The following is a 19,525-nucleotide window of genomic DNA, read 5'->3' as shown; positions in this document are numbered from 1 at the left end:
ATGCGGCGGCCTCACCCGTCCTGCCCGTCCCCCAGGACGGCCAGGCAGGCCCGGGCGATCTCGAGCTCCTCGTTGGTCGGCACGACCCAGGCTGCGACCCGGCTCCCGTCGGTGGTCACCCTTCGTTCGGGGTCGCCGTCGGCGTTGGCCGTGGGGTCGAGCTCCACGCCCAGAACGTCGAGGCCACCCAGGACCGCCCCGCGGACGCTGGCACTGTTCTCCCCGATGCCACCGGTGAAGGCGATGGCGTCGACCCGTCCGAGCGCCACGGCGTACGCCCCGACGTACTTGCGAAGCCGGTAGACCATCACGGCGAACGCCAGGGCTGCGCCGTCGTCGCCCGCCTCACGACGTGCGTCGAGCTCGCGCAGGTCGGCGATCCCGGCCAGCCCGAGGAGCCCGCTGCCCTTGTTGAGGGCCTCGTCGTATGCGGCGGGGTCAAGTCCCGCGACTCGCTGGAGGTAGGCGCCGAGCGCCGGGTCGACGTCCCCCGAGCGAGTGCCCATGACCAGTCCCTCGAGCGGGGACAGGCCCATCGAGGTGTCGATGCTGTGGCCGCCGCGGACCGCGCAGGCGCTGGCGCCGTTGCCGAGGTGGAGCACGATGACGTTGCAGTCGCCGGGCGCGCGGCCGAGGAGCTCGGCGGTGCGACGCGAGACGAACCGGTGCGAGGTGCCGTGGAAGCCGTACCGCCGTACCTGGTGCTCCTCGCGCCACTCGGCAGGCACCGCGTACGTGAACGCCTCCGGCGGCAGCGTCTGGTGGAAGGCCGTGTCGAAGACGGCCACCTGTGGGGTTCCCGGGAAGGAGCGGCGGGCGCTGCGGATGCCCTCGAGGTTCGCCGGGTTGTGCAGCGGGGCCAGCGGGACGAGGTCCTCGATGGCGGCGAGGACGTCGTCGTCGACGAGGACGGGTTCGGTGAAGTGGGGGCCGCCGTGGACGACGCGGTGGCCCACGGCGTACAGGCCGAGAGAGCTGGTGTCGGGGCCGTGGCGGCGCAGGGCATCGCGGGCGGCGTCGATCGCGGCGCGGTGGTCGGGGCAGGCGAGGTCCTCCTCGTGGGTGCCCGCCGGGGTGGTGTGGCGCAGGTGGGCGGCGCCCCCGATGCGTTCGATGATCCCCGTCGCCTCTGTCACGCCGGTCGCTGCGTCGAGCACCTGGTACTTCAGGGACGACGACCCGGCGTTGACCACGAGGACCGGGCGGGCGGCGGTCACCGGGCTCCCGCCTGGATCGCGGTGATGGCGATGGTGTTGACGATGTCCCGCACGAGGGCCCCGCGGGACAGGTCGTTGACCGGCTGGTTGAGCCCCTGCATGACCGGGCCGATGGCGACGGCGGACGCACTGCGCTGCACCGCCTTGTAGGTGTTGTTCCCGGTGTTGAGGTCGGGGAACACCAGAACCGTGGCGCGGCCGGCGACAGGGCTCTCCTTGAGCTTGGTCGCGGCGACGGCCAGGTCGACGGCGGCGTCGTACTGGATGGGGCCCTCGACGAGCAGCCCCGGAGCGCGCTCGTGGACCAGCGCGGTCGCGGCGCGCACCTTGTCGACGTCCACGCCCGAACCGGACTCCCCCGTCGAGTAGGACAGCATCGCGACCCTCGGCTCGATGCCGAACTGCCGGGCGGTCCGCGCCGAGGAGATCGCGATGTCGGCGAGCTGCTCGGCGGTCGGGTCGGGGTTGACCGCGCAGTCGCCGTAGACGAGGACCCGGTCGGCCAGGCACATGAGGAAGACGCTGGAGACGACCGAGACGTCGGGCGCCGTGCGGACGATCTCCAGCGCGGGACGGATCGTGTGGGCCGTGGTCGTGATGCACCCGGAGACCATGCCGTCGGCCAGCCCCTGGTGGACCATCATCGTTCCGAAGTACGAGGGGTCGACGACGCGGTCGCGGGCCTGGTCGAGCGTGACGCCCTTGTGGGCGCGCAGCCGGGCGTAGTCGGCCGCGAACCCCTCGCGCAGCTCGCTCGTCCCCGGGTCGACGACGGCCGCCGAGGAGACGTCGACGCCGAGCCGCTGGGCGTTGGCGTGGATGACCTCGGGGTCCCCGAGCAGCGTGAGCCGCGCGATGCCTCGGCCGAGGACGGTGTCGGCGGCCAGCAGGATGCGGTCCTCCGCACCCTCGGGCAGGACGATGTGCGACCCCGCCGCGCGGGCGTCGTCGACCAGTCGGTGCTCGAACATCAACGGGGTCACCGTGCCCTCCCCGGCCGCGGCGACGGGTCCGAGCAGTGTCTCGGCGTCGAGGCCGCGCTCGACCATGGCGACAGCGGCCTCGAGCTTGCGGGTGGAGTCGGGGGCGAGGCGCCCACGGGCGGCGCCCAGGCGGGTCGCGGTCGTCATGGTCCCGCTGTCCGTCGCGATGACGGGCAGCACGACGTCCAACCCCTCGATGAGCCGCTCGACCTGCGGGGTGAGCGGGAAGCCCCCGTTGAGGACGATCCCGGACAGCGTCGGGAAGGTCTTCGACCGGTGCGCCAGCAGCACCCCGAGCACGACGTCCTCACGGTCGCCGGGCACGATGACGACCCCGCCCTCGATCAGGCGGTCGAGGACGTGCGGCATGGTCATCGCCGCCACCACCAGCCCGGTGCACTCGCGGTCCAGCCACGCCGTGTCGCCGTGGACCAGCCGGCCGGAGCAGGCGTCCATGAGGTCCCTGACCGTGGGGGCCCGCAGCAGCGGGGTCTCGGGCAGGGCCTGCACGGGGACCCCCACGCGGGTCGAGACCGCCGACGCCGTCTCCTCCAGCAGGGCCGGGTCGACCTGGTTGGCGACGACGCCGGTGACGTGCGCGTGCGCCTCCCGCGCGGCGACCACGGCCATCTCGGCCGTGGTCGCCACCTCGGCCGGGTCGTGCCCCTGGGCGGGGACCACCAGCAGCAGCCGGGAGCCCAGGTTGGCCGCGACCGCGGCGTTGACCGAGAACTCGGTGGGCGCCGCCACGTCGGTGAAGTCCGACCCGACGACGAGGACGACGTCGTGCCCGCGGGCCACCTCGTGGAACCGGTCCACGATGGTCCCCATCGCGCGCTCGGGTGAGGCGTGCAGGTCGTCGTAGGTGACGCCGCACGCCTGCTCGACCGTCAGGTCTCCCGGGAGCTGGGACAGCAGGGTGCGGACCAGCTCGTCGGGGACACCGGCACGGACGATGGGCCGGAAGACCCCCACCCGCCCTGCCCGTCGACTCAGCTGGTCGAGCAGCCCGACCGCCACCGCCGACTTGCCGGACTGGGCTTCGGTGCCGGCGATGTAGATGCTGGTGGCCACGGACTCGAAACTACCGGCCGGGGACGGCTGACGGTGTGCTGTCCGGTCCCCGTCCGCCTACGCCTCGTCCCTCCCCCGCCAGGTCCAGTCGGCGATGTCCGGCAGGTCGGCGAGGTGCTCGCGGATGTAGGTCGCGTGCTCGGCGAGCCGGTCGTCGCACAACCGGGTGAGCCGGTCCCAGCCGTCGGGGCGTCGGTCGGCGCGGCGCAGCGCCTCCTTGGCCAGGTGGAACCGGCTCATCCCGTTGAGCACCACCATGTCGAACGGCGTCGTCGTCGTGCCCTGCTCGTTGAACCCGCGGACGTGGAAGCGACCGGGGTTGCTGCGGCCGTGGACGAGCTGGTGGACCGCCCGCGGGTAGCCGTGGAACGCGAACACCACGTGCTTGTCCCGCGTGAAGAGGTCGTCGAACTGGCTGTCGGAGAACCCGTGGGGGTGGTCGTTCTCCGGCAGCATCGCCATGAGGTCGACGACGTTGACGAACCGCACGCGCAGGTCCGGCACGTGCTCGTGCAGGAGCTCGGCGGCCGCGAGCGCCTCCTGGGTCGGGACGTCACCGGCGCAGGCCAGCACGATGTCGGGCTCCTCGTCGTCGCGGCCCGTGCTCGCCCAGTCCCAGACGCCGGCACCGGCGGCGCAGTGTCGGTGCGCCTCCTCGAGCGTGAGGTACTGCAGGTGCTTCTGCTTGTCGACCACGATGAGGTTGACGTGGTTGGTGCTGCGCAGGCAGTGGTCGGTGATGGACAGGGCGGTGTTGGCGTCCGGCGGGAACCACACGCGCACGACGTCCGGCGCCAGCGGGATGAGGCAGTCGATCAGCCCGGGGCCCTGGTGGGAGAACCCGTTGTGGTCGTTGCGCCAGCAGGTCGAGGTCAGGAGCACGTTGAGCGACGACACGTCTGCGCGCCACGGCAGGTCCTTGGCGTGCTGGAGCCACTTGACGTGCTGGACCGCCATCGACGCCGACACCATGGCGAACGCCTCGTACGTCGCGAACACCCCGTGGCGTCCGCTGAGGACGTACCCCTCGAGCCAGCCCTGGCACAGGTGCTCGCTGAGGACCTCCATGACCCGGCCGTCCGGTCCGAGGTGGTCGTCGGTGGCGAGCACCGGTCCCATGAAGTTCCGGTCGGTCACCTCGAACACCGACTGCAGCCGGTTGCTCGCGGTCTCGTCCGGGGAGAACACCCGGAAGGTGCCGCCGCCGTCGGGCCGCGCCGTCGCGGCATACAGGTCCCGCATGAGGCCACCGGAGGAGAGCGTGTTCTCGACCCACGTCGTGCCGCGCGCGGGCAGGGGCACCTCGTGGGTGGCGAGGTCCACCGGCGGGAGGTCGGTGCGCAGGCGTCCACCGTTGGCGTAGGGCGTGGCCGACATGCGCTTGTCGGCGGCCGGTGCGAGGGCGCGCAGCTCGGGGACGAGCCGTCCGGCGTCGTCGAAGAGCTCGTCGGGACGGTAGGTGCGCAACCAGTCCTCGAGGAGGCGCAGGTGCTCGGGGTTCTCGGCGAGCCCGGACAGCGGCACCTGGTGCGAGCGGTTGGTCCCCTGGACCTGGACGCCGTCGACGATGTCGGGGCCGGTCCAGCCCTTCGGCGTGCGCAGGATGATCGCGGGCCAGCGGTGGCGCACCGGTTCGCTCGGGCCGTCGCCGGTCCGGGCCGCGGCCTGCAGGGCGCCGATGCGCTCGTGCGCACTGCTCAGCGCCTCGAACAGGGCCGGGAACACCACCGTCGGGTCGTCGCCGGAGACGGTGACCGGGTCCCAGCCCTGGCTGCGCAGGTAGGCCTCGACGTCCTCGTCGCTGGCGCGGCCGAGCACCGTCGGCCCGGCGATCTTGTAGCCGTTGAGGTGCATGATCGGCAGCACCGCGCCGTCGCGGCGGGGGTTGAGGAACGTCGGCAGGCGCCAGGACGCGCTCAGCGGCCCCGTCTCGGCCTCTCCGTCGCCGACGACGCACGCGACGGTGAGGTCGGGGTGGTCGAACGCCGCGCCGGCTGCGTGGACGAGGGCGTACCCGAGCTCGCCGCCCTCGTGGATGCTGCCCGGCGTCTGCACGCTGACGTGGCTGGGGATTCCACCGGGCGAGGAGAACTGGCGGAACAGGTCGCGCACCCCGTCACCGTCGGCGGCGATCCGCGGGTAGACCTCGCTGTAGGTGCCCTCGAGCCACGCGGCGGCGACGAGCGCCGGTCCACCGTGCCCGGGGCCGGTGACGTACAGCCAGTCCGACCCGGTGCGGCGGATGAGGCGGTTGACCAGCGCGTAGACCATCGACAGGCCGGGGCTGGTCCCCCAGTGCCCGAGCAACCGCGGTTTGATGTGCTCGAGGCGGAGGGGCTCGCGGAGCAGGGCGTTGTCGCGCAGGTAGATCTGCCCGACGGTCAGGTAGTTCGCCGCCGCCCACCAGCGCAGGTCGAGGGCCAGCTCCTCGGGGAGGTAGGTGGTGCTGCTGGCCGTGCTGGAGGCGTCGGAGGAAGTGGCCGGGGCGGGGGCGACGGTCGTCATGGCCCGATCCGACCACGGCCTCGAGGCTCCGGACCGGGCCCTTGGTCCCTACCGTTCGGAGGTCCCTACTCCTCGAGCCGGCCCTCGAACAAGGACCGCACCGCCGCGTTGCCGCGCACCAGCTCGAGAGCGTATGCCGCGTGGCCGGGGACGTACCCGTTGCCGACCAGCATGCGCACGTCGGCCGCGACGCCCTCGGCGCCGAGCGCCGCGGCGGCGAAGTTGGTCGCCATGGAGAAGAAGATGATGGTCCCGCCCTGGGCGGTCGAGAGGATGGCGGGCTGCTCGCAGCCGGGGACGTCCACGCAGACGACCGTGACGTCGGCCGGTCCGCCTGCGGCGGCGACGGCCTCCGACAGGCCCAGCGGGCTGCGGGCGTCGGCCACGACGACCTCGTCGGCCAGGCCGCTGGCGCGCAGGAGCGCAGCTTCGCGCTCGTGCGGGACGACGCCGAGGGTGCGTGAGGCGCCTGCCTCGGTGGCCGCGGCGAGGGACAGCGAGCCGGACTTGCCCGCGCCCCCGAGGACCGCCACGACGGGGCGGACGCCGCGCGCGGCATACTCCCCCACCACCCTGGAGACGAGCGCCGGTGCGCCACAGACGTCCATGACCATGAGGGCGAGGTCGGGGCTGAGGTCGTCGGGCAGCTGGGCGGCGATGGACCGGCCGAAGAGGATGGCGTGGCCCTGCGCCGGGACGCGTTCCGAACGGCCGTCCCAGCCGGCCAGGCCGTCCGTGATGACGAGTGGCGTCAGCGACAGCGAGACCAGGGTGGCGACCCGGTCGCCCACGGACAGGCCGAGCGTGGACTCGGGGCCGACCTCCTCGACGGTGCCGATGAGCATGCCGCCCGATCCCGTGACGGGGTTCTGCATCTTGCCGCGGGTGGCGACGATGTCGAGCACCTCGGCCCGCACCGCCGCGCCGTCGCCACCGTGCTTGTCGTAGAGCTGGCGGTAGGAGGCCGCGTCCAGGTTGAGCGTCTCGATGCTGACCCGCACCTCGTCCGGCCACAGGCCGGGCGCGGCGTCCAGCCGCTGCGCCGCCTGCGGCAGGGACGCGCCGACCGGGTCGAGGACGCGGTGCAGCCCGACCGGTGAGGACGGCGTGGTGCGGTTTCCGGCGGCGACTGACACAGAATCTCCCTGAAATTGCGACACGGGGCGAAGATCTTGCGGTGAAGGTTCACGAACAGAGGAACCTGTCCCGTATCCTGCCACGTATGAGCACCTTGATCGAGCAGCCCTACGTCTACCGGCACCGCGAGCTGGTCGAGCCCGACTGGACCCGGTTCCCGGGCTGGAAGGACGTGACCGCCCAGGACTGGGCCAGCGCCCAGTGGCAGCGCGCCCACTGCATCAAGAACCTCCGCCAGCTCCGCGAGCTGATGGGCGACCTGCTCACCGAGGCGTTCTACGCCGACCTCGAGCGCGACCAGGCCGAGCGGGCCACGATGTCGATGCTCGTGCCGCCGCAGATGATGAACACCATGGTCAGCGAGCAGACCTGGGCCGACGGCTCCATGCCGGGCGCCGGGGTCGAGTTCACCCGCGCGTTCTACGCCGACCCGGTGCGCCGCTACATGCTCCCCGTGTTCTCCGACCGTCGCACCGACTGGCCGAGCCACCCCCACGCGACCCGCGACAGCCTCCACGAGCACGACATGTGGGCCGTCGAGGGGCTGACCCACCGCTACCCCACCAAGGTCCTGGCCGAGATGCTGCCGACCTGCCCGCAGTACTGCGGCCACTGCACCCGCATGGACCTGGTCGGCAACTCGACCGCGGTCATCGACAAGCTCAAGCTCACCGGCAAGCCGGTCGACCGGTACGCCGCGATGCTCGACTACCTGCAGCGCACCCCGCAGGTCCGCGACGTCGTCGTCTCCGGTGGCGACGTGGCCAACATGCCGTGGAAGAACCTCGAGGGGTTCCTGGACAAGCTGCTCGACGTCGAGAACATCCGCGACATCCGCCTGGCCACCAAGGCGCTCATGGGGCTGCCCCAGCACTGGCTGCAGGACGACGTGGTCGAGGGCGTGGCCCGCGTGTCCGCCAAGGCGCGGTCGCGCGGCGTCTCCCTCGCGATCCACACCCACGTCAACAGCGCCCAGTCCGTGACCCCGCTGGTGGCCGACGCCGCCAAGGCGATGCTCCAGGCCGGTGTGCGCGACGTCCGCAACCAGGGCGTGCTGATGCGTGGCGTCAACGACACCACCGAGCAGCTGCTCGACCTGTGCTTCGCCCTGCAGGACGACGCGATGATCACGCCGTACTACTTCTACATGTGCGACATGATCCCCTTCAGCGAGCACTGGCGCGTCTCGCTCGCCGAGGCCCAGCACCTGCAGCACTCGATGATGGGCTACCTGCCGGGGTTCGCGACGCCGCGCATCGTCTGCGACGTGCCCTACGTCGGCAAGCGCTGGGTCCACCAGGTCGACAGCTACGACACCGAGCGCGGGATGTCGTTCTGGCGCAAGAACTACCGCACCTCGATCGAGGGTGCCGACACCGACGCCCTGTCGCGTGACTACGTCTACTACGACCCGATCCACACCCTGCCCGAGGCCGGCCAGCAGTGGTGGCGCGAGCAGGGCGACCACGAGGCCGCCCACGCCGTGGCGGTCGAGCAGGCTGCCGCGAGCCGCGAGGCCTCCGAGCGCGACATTGCCCTGGTCTGACCGGGGGGTCCCACCGAGTGATGTCCCAGCATCGCCCCCGTGCCGGTCCGGCACGGGGGCGACGTGCTGTCCGGCGCCCGGGTGCCCGACCCCCCTTCTGCCGGAGGGCGACTCGCCGTTGTGACCTGGTCGACGTGAGACGTCGGTATGCCGCGGGGCGCGGCTTCGCTAGGTTGCTCCCGTGACTGCTATCGCCCTCCCCCGCAAGCGCGTCCTCGCCGACTACGTTCCCGCCCTCGCAGGCGTCCCGGCGACCGTCGGCGTCCTCGCCCGCGACCTGGCGCTCGTCGCCGCCGGCGCCGGGTTCATCGGCCTGCTGGCCCAGTGGAGCCTGCCGTTGCCCGGCACGCCCGTGCCCCTCACGCTCGGCACCTTCGCGGTGCTGCTGACCGGCGCCTCCCTCGGTGGGGTGCGCGCGCTGCTCAGCCTCGGCGTGTACCTCGTCGCGGGTGGCCTCGGCGTCAACTGGTTCGCCGGTCACAAGGACGGGTTCGGCGGTGCCACCTTCGGATACGTCGTCGGCTACCTGCTGGCCGCCACCCTCGTCGGCGCCCTCGCGCAGCGTGGTGGCGACCGCACGGTGGCGAAGACCGCCGTGACGATGGTCGCGGGCAACGTGCTCGTCTACGCCGCCGGTGTCCCGTGGCTCATGCACGCCACCGGCATGGACTTCGCCACCGCCCTCGACAAGGGTGTCGTGCCCTTCCTCATCGGTGACGGGATCAAGGTCCTCGCGGCGGCCGGGCTCTTCCCCGCCGTCTGGGCCTTCGTCAAGAGCGTCGAGAAGCGCTGACCCCGGCCCCCACCCGCCCCCCGACCACACGCCATACCTCGCCTCGTGGGCAAGCGTCGTGAGTCCGGTGCGGGCACCCCGGCGACCACCGCGCTGACGCGGCTGGGGGTCGCCTTCGGGGTCCACCCCTACGAGCACGACCCGGCCGCGGCCTCCTACGGACTGGAGGCCGCGGCCGCGCTGTCGGTGCCGCCGGGGCAGGTGTTCAAGACCCTGCTCGTCGAGGGCGAGCGCGGGCTCGCCGTGGGCATCGTCCCCGTCGACCGCAGCCTCGACCTCAAGGCCGTCGCGGCCGCCCTGGGCTGGAAGAAGGCCGCCATGGCCGACCCGACCGCCGCCGAGCGCAGCACGGGGTACGTCGTCGGCGGCATCTCCCCCATCGGTCAGAAGAAGGCGCTGCCGACCGTGCTCGACGAGAGCGCAACGGGGTTCGACGTGGTCTACGTCTCCGGTGGGCACCGTGGGCTCGACCTGTCCCTGGCCCCGGTCGACCTGGTGGCTGCCACCGGTGCCACCGTGGCCCCGATCGCGCGCTGAGCGCGTCCGCCGCTCTCGCCGGCCGTGCGAGTCCCCGGTGCAGCTGTCCGGTCCTGCTCTCCGGTCCTTGTCGACAGTCCTCGTCCAGGGAGCGGTCGATCCGCGGAAACTTCGCAGACTTCGGCCGATTCACGGCCGGCGCGAACTAGCGTGACGGGATCGGCCCGCCACCGGGCGGCCGCCGGCGGGAGGGGCACAGGGTGAGGCGACGGCTGGTCCTGCCTGCGGTCCTCGCCGCAGCGGCCCTGGTGGGTGGCGCCGCAGCAGGCCCGAAGGCCATGCCTCCCGAGGAACGGCTCATCAGCGCGCCGGGCTACCGGGCCGCCCCTGCCTATGCCGAGAACGGCCAGGAGAACGCCGACGCCCGCTGGCTGGACGCCGGGACCGTTCCCGGCGCCGGGACGCCCTGGGAGGACATGGCGCACTGGGCGCTCGTGGACATCAGGAGCCACCTCGAGGCCAACGGCACGGTGTCGGCCGGCCCCGGTGGTCCCTGGGGCTACTTCTGGCCACGTGACGGTTCCTTCGCCGCGGTCGCCCTGAGCCGCAGCGGCCACGCGAGCGACGCGGCAGCCGTCCTCGACCGCCTGGCGCGGCTCGAGTTCGACCCGGCCGTCGGATTCCAGGCGCGGTACGCCCTCGACGGCAGTGCGCTGACCGATCGGCCCCGGCAGTCCGACGGCTGTGGCTGGGTCCTGTGGGCGATCGCGCAGGTGCGCCGGGACGCAGGAGGCGGGGTCCCGCCTTCCAGCGACGAGCTGCGCGACCGCTGCGTGCGGACCCTGACCCGGCTCGTCGACGGCGGCGACCGGCTGCCCCCGCCGTCCCCGGACTACTGGGAGGTGCGGGTCACCCGGACCTCGCTGGGCACGGTGGCGCCGATGCTCGCAGGGCTGGCTGCCGCGGGGCGTGACTACGCGGCCACCGGCGACGTCGCCGCTTCGGCGCGCACGCGCACGACAGCGGCCCGCTTGGCCGGCACGGTGGTCCGGGAGATGGGACCGGGGTACCAGCGGTTCGGGGACGCTGGTGGCCTCGACGCCTCGGTCGCCATGCTGCTGCCGCCGTTCACGGCCGAGGGCGACCTCCCCGCACCGGTGGTCAAGGCCGTTCGCGCCGCGGTGGTGAGGTACCAGAGGGAGGCCGCCCAACCGGCCGGCGGTGTCGCGCCGGGTGTCCTGTGGGTGAAGAAGGGCGGGGCGTCGTGGACCCCGCAGACGGCGCTGCTGGCGCTCACCGACGCCGCCTCGGGTCGGGATCGCGCAGCGGGCGCCCGGCTCGACTGGCTGTCGGCGCACCGCACGGCCTACGGGTCGATCCCCGAGAAGGTCACGCGCAGTGGCGCGCCGGCAGGACCGGCCCCTCTCGTGTGGACCGCGAGCCTCGTGGTGCTGACCCTCGCCGAGCTCGAGGGCTCCCCCTAGCTCGTCCCGGACGATCTCGTGCGGGGCTTGGCGCGGACGTGCATGCGCTCGCCCTGCGGGCCGAAGATGCTGAGCATCTCGACGGGCTGGTCGTCGGCGCAGCCGAACCAGTGCGGCACCCGCGTGTCGAACTCGGCGACCTCGCCCGGACCGAGGACGACGTCGTGCTCACCGAGGACCAGGCGCAGGTGCCCGTCGAGGACGTAGAGCCACTCGTAGCCCTCGTGGGTGCCGGGCTCCGGCACGGACCGGGAGCGAGGACGGATCACGTGCTTGAACGCGCGGACTCCCCCGGGCCGGTTCGTCAGCGGGACGATCGTGCCGCCAAAGGCCTCGATGGGCTTGGCGTGGATGCGCGGGTCGCCCGTGGCGGGCGCATCGACGAGCTCGTCGAGGGTGACGCCGTAGACCCGCGCCAACGGCAGCAGCAGCTCGAGGGTCGCGCGCCGCCCGCCGGACTCGAGGCGTGACAGGGTGCTGACCGACAGGCCGGTCTCCTCGCCCACCTGGGCCAGGGTGAGGTCGCGCGCGGTCCGCAGCCGCCGGAGGCGGGGACCGAGGTCGGCGAGGGAGTCGTTTGCCATGTCGGCAACATACCTTGTCGTTTCGTCTGGTGCGTCCGCACAGTGGCGACATGGAAACGAACCACGACGTCATCATCGTCGGCGGCGGCCCCGCCGGCCTCGCCGCCGCCACCACGCTGGCCCGGGCCTGCCGGGACGTCCTCGTCCTCGACACGGGCGAGCCGCGCAACGCGCCCGCCCACGGGGTGCACTCGTTCCTGTCCCGCGACGGTATGGCGCCGCGTGAGCTCCTCGCGATCGCCCGTGACGAGCTGGTCGGGTTCGGGGGCCGGTTCCGGCTCGAGGGTGCGGTCGGCGCCAAGGCGGTCGAGGGCGGGTTCGAGGTCACCCTGGCCGGTGGGGACGTGCTCGCCGCACGACGTCTCCTCGTCACCACCGGCCTGGTCGACGAGCTCCCCCCGATCGAGGGCCTGAGGGAGCACTGGGGCACCGCCGCGATCCACTGCCCCTACTGCCACGGCTGGGAGGTCCGGGGGAAGGCCCTGGTCGTCCTGGCCACGAACCCGATGTCCGCCCACCAGGCCTTGCACTTCAGCCAGTGGTCGGACGACGTCACGCTGGTGCTCGACGGCCAGCCGGCTCCTGACGGAGTCGACGCCGCCAGGCTGGCCGCGGTGGGCGTCCGGGTGGTCGAGGGCGCCGCTCGCCGACTCGTCTCGGACGACGGGCGGCTCACCGGTGTCGAGGTCTCCGGCAGCCAGGGTGCGGTCACGGTCCTGCCGTGCGAGGTCGTGGTCCTCGCGCCGCGCTTCACGGCACGTTCCGCGGTCCTGGAGTCGCTCGGGGTCGAGGCGGCCGACTTCCTCATGGGCGAGACCGTGGTCGGCCGGCACGTGCCGAGCGACCCCATGGGCGGGCAGACCTCCGTGCCCGGCGTCCACGTCGCCGGCAACGTCACCGACCCGATGGCCCAGGTCATCCACGCGGCCGGTGCCGGTGTGCGGGCTGCCGCGATGATGAACATGGGCCTGATCGTCGAGGACGCCGACCGCGCCGTCGGCTGAGGGCGAGGATGCTGCGCCTGTGCGCGCAGAGCCCGACCTAGGCTGGGTGGCGTGTCGACGGAGGACGAGGAGCTGCTGACCGGGGGCAACGCGTCGGGTCGGGTCGTCCGCGTCGCGGGCACGGTCCGCAAGCCGTGGCTGGCGACCAGCGGGCGCACCGTCGAGTACCTCCGGACGCTGCGGGCCGGCGGGGTGGACGTGCCGGAGCCGCTGGGCAGGGACGGCGCCGGACGCCTCGTGCTGGAGTACGTCCCGGGGCAGCTCGCCATGGATCTCGGCCCGCTCCAGCAGGACGTGGTCCGGGCGGTAGGTCGTGTCGTGCGCTCCATCCACGACGCCAGCGAGGGGCTGGCCGTCCCGACCGACTGGCCGGTGCTGCTGCCGGCGGCCGCGCCGGACCTGCTGTGCCACAACGACCTTGCCGCGTGGAACCTGGTCATCGACGGAGACCGCCTGGTCTTCATCGACTGGGACGGAGCCGGGCCCTCGACCCGGCTGTGGGACGTGGCCTACGCCGCCATCTCGTTCGCCCACCTGTTCCCGGACGCCGATGTCGACGTGGCCGCAGACCGGCTGGCGGCGTTCCTCGACGGTTACGGACCCGACCGCGTGCTCCGCACAGCCCTGCCGTCCACGATGGTGCACCGGGCAGAGGCGATGCACGACTGGCTGCTGCGGGCCCACGGTGAGGGTGAGGAGCCCTGGGCCTCGATGTACGAGGCGGGCCACGGCGAGCACTGGCGTGCCACCACCGACTTCATCGCCGCGCACGAGGCGCGGTGGAGTGAGGCCTGCGACCGCGGCTGAGCAGCCTCGCGATCGGGAGTGCTACTCCCAGGGGGTGGAGAGGACGACCGTGGTCCGGGTGGCGACGTTGGCGGCGGCGCGGACACGGGCCAGCAGCACCTCGAGGTCGCCGGGGGTCTTCACCCGCGCCTTGAGGATGTAGTTCTCCTCCCCCGCGACCGAGTGGCAGGCCTCGAGCTCGCCGATGTCGCGCAGGCGGTCGGGGATGTCGTCGGGCGCTGCCGGGTCGAGCGGGCTGATCGAGATGAACGCCGTGAGCGGCAGGTCGAGCGCGGTGTGGTCGACGATCGCGGTGTACCCCTTGATCACGCCGCGCTCCTCCAGGCGGCGGACACGCTGGTGCACGGCTGAGGTCGACAGGCCCATCGCCTTGCCGAGGTCGGTGTAGCTCATCCGGCCGTCCGAGCGCAGCAGGGCGACGATGCGCCGATCGAGGTCTTCCACGGCAGCAGCCTACTGAGGCGGACCCCTCCGTGGTGGCAGCATGGGCTCCATGACCTCCGCGCCGGCCGCACGCCTCATGCTGCTCGACTCCGCCTCCCTGTACTTCCGAGCGTTCTTCGGGGTGCCGGACCAGCGCAAGGACGACTCCGAGCCGCCGACCAACGCGATCCGCGGGTTCCTCGACATGATCGCCTCGCTCATCGGCACCCACCAGCCGACCCACTTCGTCGCCTGCTGGGACAACGACTGGCGTCCCGCGTTCCGGGTCGACGCCATCCCCACCTACAAGGCGCACCGCCTGGTCGACGGGTCGCTCGCCGAGGAGGAGTCCCCCGAGCTCCTGACGCCGCAGGTCCCCGTGATCCGTGACGCCCTGGAGGCACTGGGGTTCCCGCGGTTGGGGGCCGACGGGTTCGAGGCCGACGACGTCATCGGGACGCTCACCGCGCGCCACAAGGGGACGATGGCCATCGACGTCGTCACCGGTGACCGCGACCTTTTCCAGCTCGTCGACGACGCCGCGAACGTCCGCGTCATCTACACCGCGCGCGGCGGCGTCCGCGACCCCGACCTGGTGGACGAGGCGTTCCTGCAGACGAAGTACGCCGTGGCCAACGGACCCGCGTACGCCGACATGGCCGTCCTGCGCGGCGACGCCAGCGACGGGCTGCCCGGGGTCGCCGGGATCGGCGAGAAGACCGCCGCCAAGCTGATCGAGAAGTACGGCACGCTCGTCGCCCTGCGTGCGGCGGTCGACAGCGGCGACCCCGAGATCAAGGGAGCCCAGCGAGCCCGGCTGGAGGCCGGCGCCGCCTACCTCGACGTCGCTCCCAAGGTCGTCCAGGTGGCCCCGGACGCCCCGGTCGACGAGGTCGACATGACGCTGCCGACCGAGGTGGCGGACCCGGTGCTCATGAGTCGCGTGGCGTCGGAGTTCGGGGTGACCAGCTCGTTCAACCGCGTCCTGGCCGCGCTGCGCATCGAGTGAACCGACCGGGGTCCCGGCACCCGGCGCAGCGTGCGGCCCGGTATGGCGCGCGTCCGGCTACGCGGCCGCCTCGCCGTTCGCTCGGCGCCGCAGCCACACGTCGGCCAGGCTCGCGACCAGGGAGAGCACGACGAGGCCCGTGGCCACCCGGAGGGAGACGGCAGCGCCCGAGGCGCCACCGTCCTTCGCCGCGGCGAAGAAGACCGTCCCGATCAGCGCGATCCCGGCGGCGGTCCCGATCCGCTGACCGGTCTGCAGCACCCCACCGGCGGTTCCGGCCCGCTCGACGGGCACGTCGGCGAGCGTGAGCGTGATGTTCGGGGAGATCACCATCCCGCTGCCCAGACCGGCGAGCAGCAGCGGCAGCGCGGTATACCACCCGGTGCGCGAGCCCTCCACCGTCGACAGGACGACATCGGTCGCAACCAGGCCGACCACGACGACGACCAGGCCCCAGGTGACCAGCGAACGACCGAACCGCGGCACGAGGCGTCCGCCCACCGCGGACATCACGGCTGACCCTGCGGCGAACGGGGTGACGGCCAGACCGGCGAGCAGCGCGGAGTAGCCCAGGCCCTGCTGGAGGTAGATGGTCAGGACGAAGAAGATGCCGGTGAAGCCGGAGAAGTAGACGGTGGCCACGATCGCGCCGGAGGCGTACCCGGGGAGCCGGAAGAGGCGCAGGTCGACCAGGGGTGTGTGGCCGCGCGAGGTGTAGCGGCGCTCCCACAGGACGAACAGCGCCAGCAGCGCCGCGCCGACGGCAGCGATCCACCCGGGCACCGAGGACGACGACGAGCCGCGACCGCTCTCGACGAGAGGCAGGAGCAGGGCGAGGACTCCGGCGCCGAGCAGCACGACGCCCACGGGGTCGAGGTCCTGGCGCCGGCGGGCCCCCTCGTGCGCCTCGGCGGCCGGGATCCAGCGCAGCGCCAGGACGACGGCGGCCACCGCGACGGGCAGGTTGACGAAGAAGATCCACCGCCACCCCGCGTCGGCACCGAGGAGGCTGAGGATGACCCCACCGGCGATCGGCCCGACGGCGGTGGAGATGCCGATCGTGGCCCCGAGCATCCCGAAGGCGCGGGCCCGCTCCGAACCCCTGAACAGCGTCTGGATGAGCCCGGAGACCTGCGGGTTGAGCAGGCCGCCGCCGATGCCCTGGAGGAGGCGGGCGGCGACGAGGAGCGCACTGCTGGTGGCGAGCCCGCACAGCAGGCTTGCGACGCCGAACACCACCACGCCGGCGACGAACATCCGTCGTCGACCGGTCGCGTCGCCCAGCCGCCCGGCGGGGACCAGGACCAGCCCGAACGTCAGGGCGTACCCCGACACCACCCACTGCAGGTCGCTCGACGTCGCCGACAGTCCCTGCTCGATGCTGGGCAGCGCGACGTTGACGATGCTCACGTCGAGCAGGGTCATGAACCCCGCGACGAGGCAGACCGCCAGGGCCTTCCACCGCCGAGGGTCCGGCTGGTCCTGCTGGTCGCGCTGGTGGTCGTCGCCCGTGCCGGGGCGGGAGGTGGTGGCGGGGTGGGTCACCCTGCCATCCTCACCCGGCGGGGCCCACAGTGCCCTGCCGGATCCCACGCAGCGGTATGCCGCCCGGTCCGGGCAGCTGGTCAGTCGAGGCGGTCGGCCGCGACCACTCCGCGCATCACCGCGTCGATCGCCCTGCGGGCGGTGGTGCGCAGCTGCGGCTCCGGCGCGGCGTCGGCGATCTGCCCGAGCAGGTCGACCACCTGCTTGCAGCGCCGGACGAAGTCACCGGCTGCCATGTCCTGGCCACGCAGGACGTAGTCGAGCTTCTGGCCGGACGCCCAGCGGTGCATCATCCACGCCATGCCGGCGTCGGGCTCCCCGGTCAGCGGCAGGCCGAGGTCGCGCTCGCGGTCCTCGAGGACCGACCAGAGCCGGTTCATCTCCGTGACCGCCTCGGCGACGTCGTCGCCGGGCATCCGCGGGGACGGGTCCGTCTCGTCGCGCCGGGGCTCGTGGACCAGGACCGACACGATGGCGGCGAGGCCGGCCGGGTCGAGCCGCTTCCAGACGCCCAGGCGCAGGCACTCGGCGGCCAGCAGGTCCTTCTCGGTGTAGAGGCGGCGCAGGTTCTCCCCCTGGGGGGTCACGGTCGTCCCGCCCTCGCCGAGGTACCCCATCTCGGTCAGGAGCTCGCAGATCCGGTCGAACGTGCGGGCCACCGAGTTGGTGCGGCCCTCGACCTTGCGCTGCAGGCCGACGGTCTCGCGCTTCAGCCGCCACCACCGCTCGGCCCAGCGGGCGTGGTCCTCGCGGTCGGGGCACTGGTGGCAGGGGTGGGCGCGCAGCTGGCGGCGCAGCTCGGCGATCTTCTCGTCCTCGCCCGGCTGCGACTCCGCCCGGCGCCTCGGCGGCGGCTCGTGCGGCACGGCGATGCGCAGCGACGTCGCGAGGTCGCGACGGGCCTTGGGGCTCTTGGCGTTGAAGTGTGGCGGCACCTTGACGTGGGCGATCGCCTCCACGGGTTCGGGGACGTCGACGAGGGTGAGCTTGCGCAGCTGCTTGTCCTCGGTCACCACCGTCGGGGCGGGTGCCTCGCCGCGGTAGGACTTCGAGGGCTGCACCACCACGGCCCACCCGGCGTTGCGGCCCGAGGGGACCTTGATGACGTCGCCGATGCGCAACGCCTCCAACGAGACCGCGGCCTCGGCCCTGCGGCCCGCCGAACGTGCCTTGGCACCGTCCTTCTCGAGCCGGGCGATCTCCTGGCGGATCCCGGCGTACTCGTTGAAGTCACCGAGGTGACACGCCATCCCCTCGGAGTAGCCCTCGAGCCCCTCCTCGTTGCGGCGCACCGCCCGGGCGATCCCGACGACCGCGCGGTCCGCCTGGAACTGCGCGAACGACGTCTCGAGGATCTCGCGCGCCGTCTCGCGCCCCACCTGGGCGACGAGGTTCACCGCCATGTTGTAGGTCGGGCGGAAGCTCGAGCGCAGGGGGTACGTCCGTGTCGAGGCGAGCCCCGCCACGGACAGCGGGTCCAGGCCGCGGTTCCAGAGCACGAGGGCGTGACCCTCGATGTCGATGCCACGCCTGCCCGCGCGACCGGTGAGCTGGGTGTACTCGGCCGGGGTGATGTCCGCGTGCGTCTCACCGTTGAACTTCACGAGCTTCTCGAGGACCACGGTGCGGGCCGGCATGTTGATGCCGAGCGCCAGGGTCTCGGTCGCGAAGACCGCCCGGATCCGACCGGCCGTGAACAGCTCCTCGACGATCTCGCGGAAGGTCGGCAGCATGCCGGCGTGGTGGGCGGCGAACCCACGCGACAGGCCCTCCACGAAGTCCCAGTACCCGAGGACCCCCAGGTCCTCCTCCGCCAGGCCCTGGATGCGCTCTTCGACGGTGCGTCGGATGCGGTCCCCCTCCGCCTCGGGGATGAGGTGCACGCCGTCGCGCAGCAGCTGCTGGACCGCGCCCTCGCAACCCACCCGGCTGAAGATGAAGGTGATCGCCGGGAGCAGGCCGTCACGGTCGAGCCGGGCCACGACCTCGGAGCGCGTCGCTCCCCCGCCGGGACGGCCGCCACCGCCCTGGCCGCCACCGGAGCCGCCGCGCGCCATACCCCGTCCGCCGTGACCGCCACCCGGACCGCGGGGAGCCCCTCTGCCGTGGTGCGGGAGGCGACCGCCCCCGCCCCGCCCGGCGGTGCGGCCGGCGTCGTCCCAGCGACCCCGCTGCTCGGTCGTCCGGATCGCCTGCAGCAGCTCGGGGTTCACCCGCGTCGCGTCCGCGCCCGTGGTCGGTGCCGAGAGCTCGTCGACGAACAGGTCGTAGACACCCTGGCCGACCATGACGTGCTGCCACAGGGGCACGGGACGGTGCTCGGAGACGATCACCTCGTGGTTGCCACGGACCTCGGCCAGCCAGTCGCCGAACTCCTCGGCGTTGCTCACGGTCGCCGACAGGGAGACGACCTGGACGTCCTCCGCGAGGTGGATGATGACCTCTTCCCAGACGGCGCCGCGGAAGCGGTCGGCGAGGTAGTGCACCTCGTCCATCACCACGAAGCCGAGGCCGCGCAGGGTGGTGGACCCGGCATACATCATGTTGCGCAGGACCTCGGTGGTCATGACCACCACGGGCGCCTCACCGTTGATCGAGGAGTCGCCGGTGAGCAGGCCGACGTTGGCGGCACCGTGGCGACGGACCAGGTCGGCGTACTTCTGGTTGGACAGGGCCTTGATGGGGGTCGTGTAGAACGCCTTGCGCCCCGTGGCCAGCGCCAGGTGCACCGCGAACTCGCCGACGATCGTCTTGCCGGCGCCGGTGGGAGCGGCGACGAGGACACCTCGGCCGGCCTCGACGGCCCGGCACGCCTTCTCCTGGAAGTCATCGAGGGGGAACTCGAGACCCGCCGTGAACACCGCGAGCTGCGGGTTGCGGGCGGGCGAGCGCGCGGCAGAGGCAGCGAACCGCTCGGCAGGGGTCGACATGGTGCCG

General features: G+C 72.8%; 15 protein-coding genes. 7 read left to right on the top strand and 8 right to left on the bottom strand.

Annotated elements, in window-relative coordinates:
• Positions 1-11 precede the first annotated feature (11 nt).
• The 4 genes from ASD62_RS01380 to ASD62_RS01365 all read right to left on the bottom strand — a co-directional run bounded on the left by ASD62_RS01380 (position 12) and on the right by ASD62_RS01365 (position 6,915).
• Positions 12-1,217 (bottom strand): acetate/propionate family kinase, encoded by a 1,206-nt coding sequence (locus ASD62_RS01380; RefSeq protein WP_056914434.1) that lies wholly within the window; start codon positions 1,215-1,217, stop codon positions 12-14.
• Positions 1,214-3,274 (bottom strand): phosphate acetyltransferase, encoded by a 2,061-nt coding sequence (gene pta, locus ASD62_RS01375; protein WP_056914433.1) that lies wholly within the window; start codon positions 3,272-3,274, stop codon positions 1,214-1,216. Before pta ends, ASD62_RS01380 begins: the two co-directional genes overlap by 4 nt.
• Before the next feature lie 57 nt (positions 3,275-3,331).
• Positions 3,332-5,779, bottom strand: a complete 2,448-nt coding sequence (locus tag ASD62_RS01370; protein ID WP_082580502.1) for a phosphoketolase — start codon at positions 5,777-5,779, stop codon at positions 3,332-3,334.
• 65 nt (positions 5,780-5,844) lie between these two features.
• The gene (locus ASD62_RS01365) at positions 5,845-6,915 is read right to left on the bottom strand and encodes a hypothetical protein (RefSeq protein ID WP_056914432.1); all 1,071 of its coding nucleotides are present in this window, start codon (positions 6,913-6,915) and stop codon (positions 5,845-5,847) included.
• Positions 6,916-7,001: 86 nt separating this feature from the next.
• Between ASD62_RS01365 and ASD62_RS01360 the strand changes: the two genes are divergently transcribed.
• The 4 genes from ASD62_RS01360 to ASD62_RS01345 all read left to right on the top strand — a co-directional run bounded on the left by ASD62_RS01360 (position 7,002) and on the right by ASD62_RS01345 (position 11,216).
• Positions 7,002-8,462: a KamA family radical SAM protein gene (locus tag ASD62_RS01360; RefSeq protein WP_056914431.1), complete on the top strand. Its 1,461-nt coding sequence runs from the start codon at positions 7,002-7,004 to the stop codon at positions 8,460-8,462.
• A 181-nt stretch (positions 8,463-8,643) separates the two neighbouring features.
• Complete coding sequence (locus tag ASD62_RS01355; protein ID WP_056914430.1) at positions 8,644-9,255, top strand: biotin transporter BioY; 612 nt, start codon at positions 8,644-8,646, stop codon at positions 9,253-9,255.
• 45 nt (positions 9,256-9,300) lie between these two features.
• Positions 9,301-9,792: a Cys-tRNA(Pro) deacylase gene (gene ybaK, locus ASD62_RS01350; RefSeq protein WP_056914429.1), complete on the top strand. Its 492-nt coding sequence runs from the start codon at positions 9,301-9,303 to the stop codon at positions 9,790-9,792.
• A gap of 200 nt (positions 9,793-9,992) precedes the next feature.
• Positions 9,993-11,216, top strand: a complete 1,224-nt coding sequence (locus ASD62_RS01345) for a hypothetical protein (protein ID WP_056914428.1) — start codon at positions 9,993-9,995, stop codon at positions 11,214-11,216.
• Here ASD62_RS01345 and ASD62_RS01340 read toward each other — a convergent pair.
• Entirely contained in the window at positions 11,213-11,800 is a 588-nt protein-coding gene (locus ASD62_RS01340) for a helix-turn-helix domain-containing protein (RefSeq protein WP_056914427.1), read from the bottom strand. The genes ASD62_RS01345 and ASD62_RS01340 overlap by 4 nt on opposite strands.
• A 50-nt stretch (positions 11,801-11,850) precedes the next feature.
• Here ASD62_RS01340 and ASD62_RS01335 point away from each other — a divergent pair, with 50 nt between their 5' ends.
• Both ASD62_RS01335 and ASD62_RS01330 read left to right on the top strand, forming a co-directional pair.
• Positions 11,851-12,804, top strand: a complete 954-nt coding sequence (locus ASD62_RS01335) for an NAD(P)/FAD-dependent oxidoreductase (protein WP_056914426.1) — start codon at positions 11,851-11,853, stop codon at positions 12,802-12,804.
• A 51-nt stretch (positions 12,805-12,855) separates the two neighbouring features.
• Positions 12,856-13,611: a phosphotransferase gene (locus ASD62_RS01330; RefSeq protein ID WP_056914425.1), complete on the top strand. Its 756-nt coding sequence runs from the start codon at positions 12,856-12,858 to the stop codon at positions 13,609-13,611.
• 21 nt (positions 13,612-13,632) lie between these two features.
• On the opposite strand, the gene ASD62_RS01325 is transcribed toward ASD62_RS01330, so the two are convergent.
• Positions 13,633-14,055, bottom strand: coding sequence for an Lrp/AsnC family transcriptional regulator (locus tag ASD62_RS01325; RefSeq protein WP_056914424.1), 423 nt, complete (start codon positions 14,053-14,055; stop codon positions 13,633-13,635).
• Positions 14,056-14,104: 49 nt separating this feature from the next.
• On the opposite strand from ASD62_RS01325, the gene ASD62_RS01320 reads away from it, so the two are divergent.
• Entirely contained in the window at positions 14,105-15,043 is a 939-nt protein-coding gene (locus ASD62_RS01320; protein ID WP_056917071.1) for a 5'-3' exonuclease, read from the top strand.
• Positions 15,044-15,100: 57 nt separating this feature from the next.
• Here ASD62_RS01320 and ASD62_RS01315 read toward each other — a convergent pair whose 3' ends face one another.
• Both ASD62_RS01315 and ASD62_RS01310 read right to left on the bottom strand, forming a co-directional pair.
• Positions 15,101-16,588, bottom strand: a complete 1,488-nt coding sequence (locus ASD62_RS01315) for an MFS transporter (RefSeq protein ID WP_056914423.1) — start codon at positions 16,586-16,588, stop codon at positions 15,101-15,103.
• An 80-nt stretch (positions 16,589-16,668) separates the two neighbouring features.
• Positions 16,669-19,518, bottom strand: a complete 2,850-nt coding sequence (locus ASD62_RS01310; protein WP_056914422.1) for an RNA helicase — start codon at positions 19,516-19,518, stop codon at positions 16,669-16,671.
• Positions 19,519-19,525 lie beyond the last annotated feature (7 nt).

This window comes from Phycicoccus sp. Root563, assembly GCF_001427915.1.
Taxonomy (GTDB): Bacteria; Actinomycetota; Actinomycetes; order Actinomycetales; family Dermatophilaceae; genus Pedococcus.
This window is presented reverse-complemented; position numbering and strand designations above follow the sequence as displayed.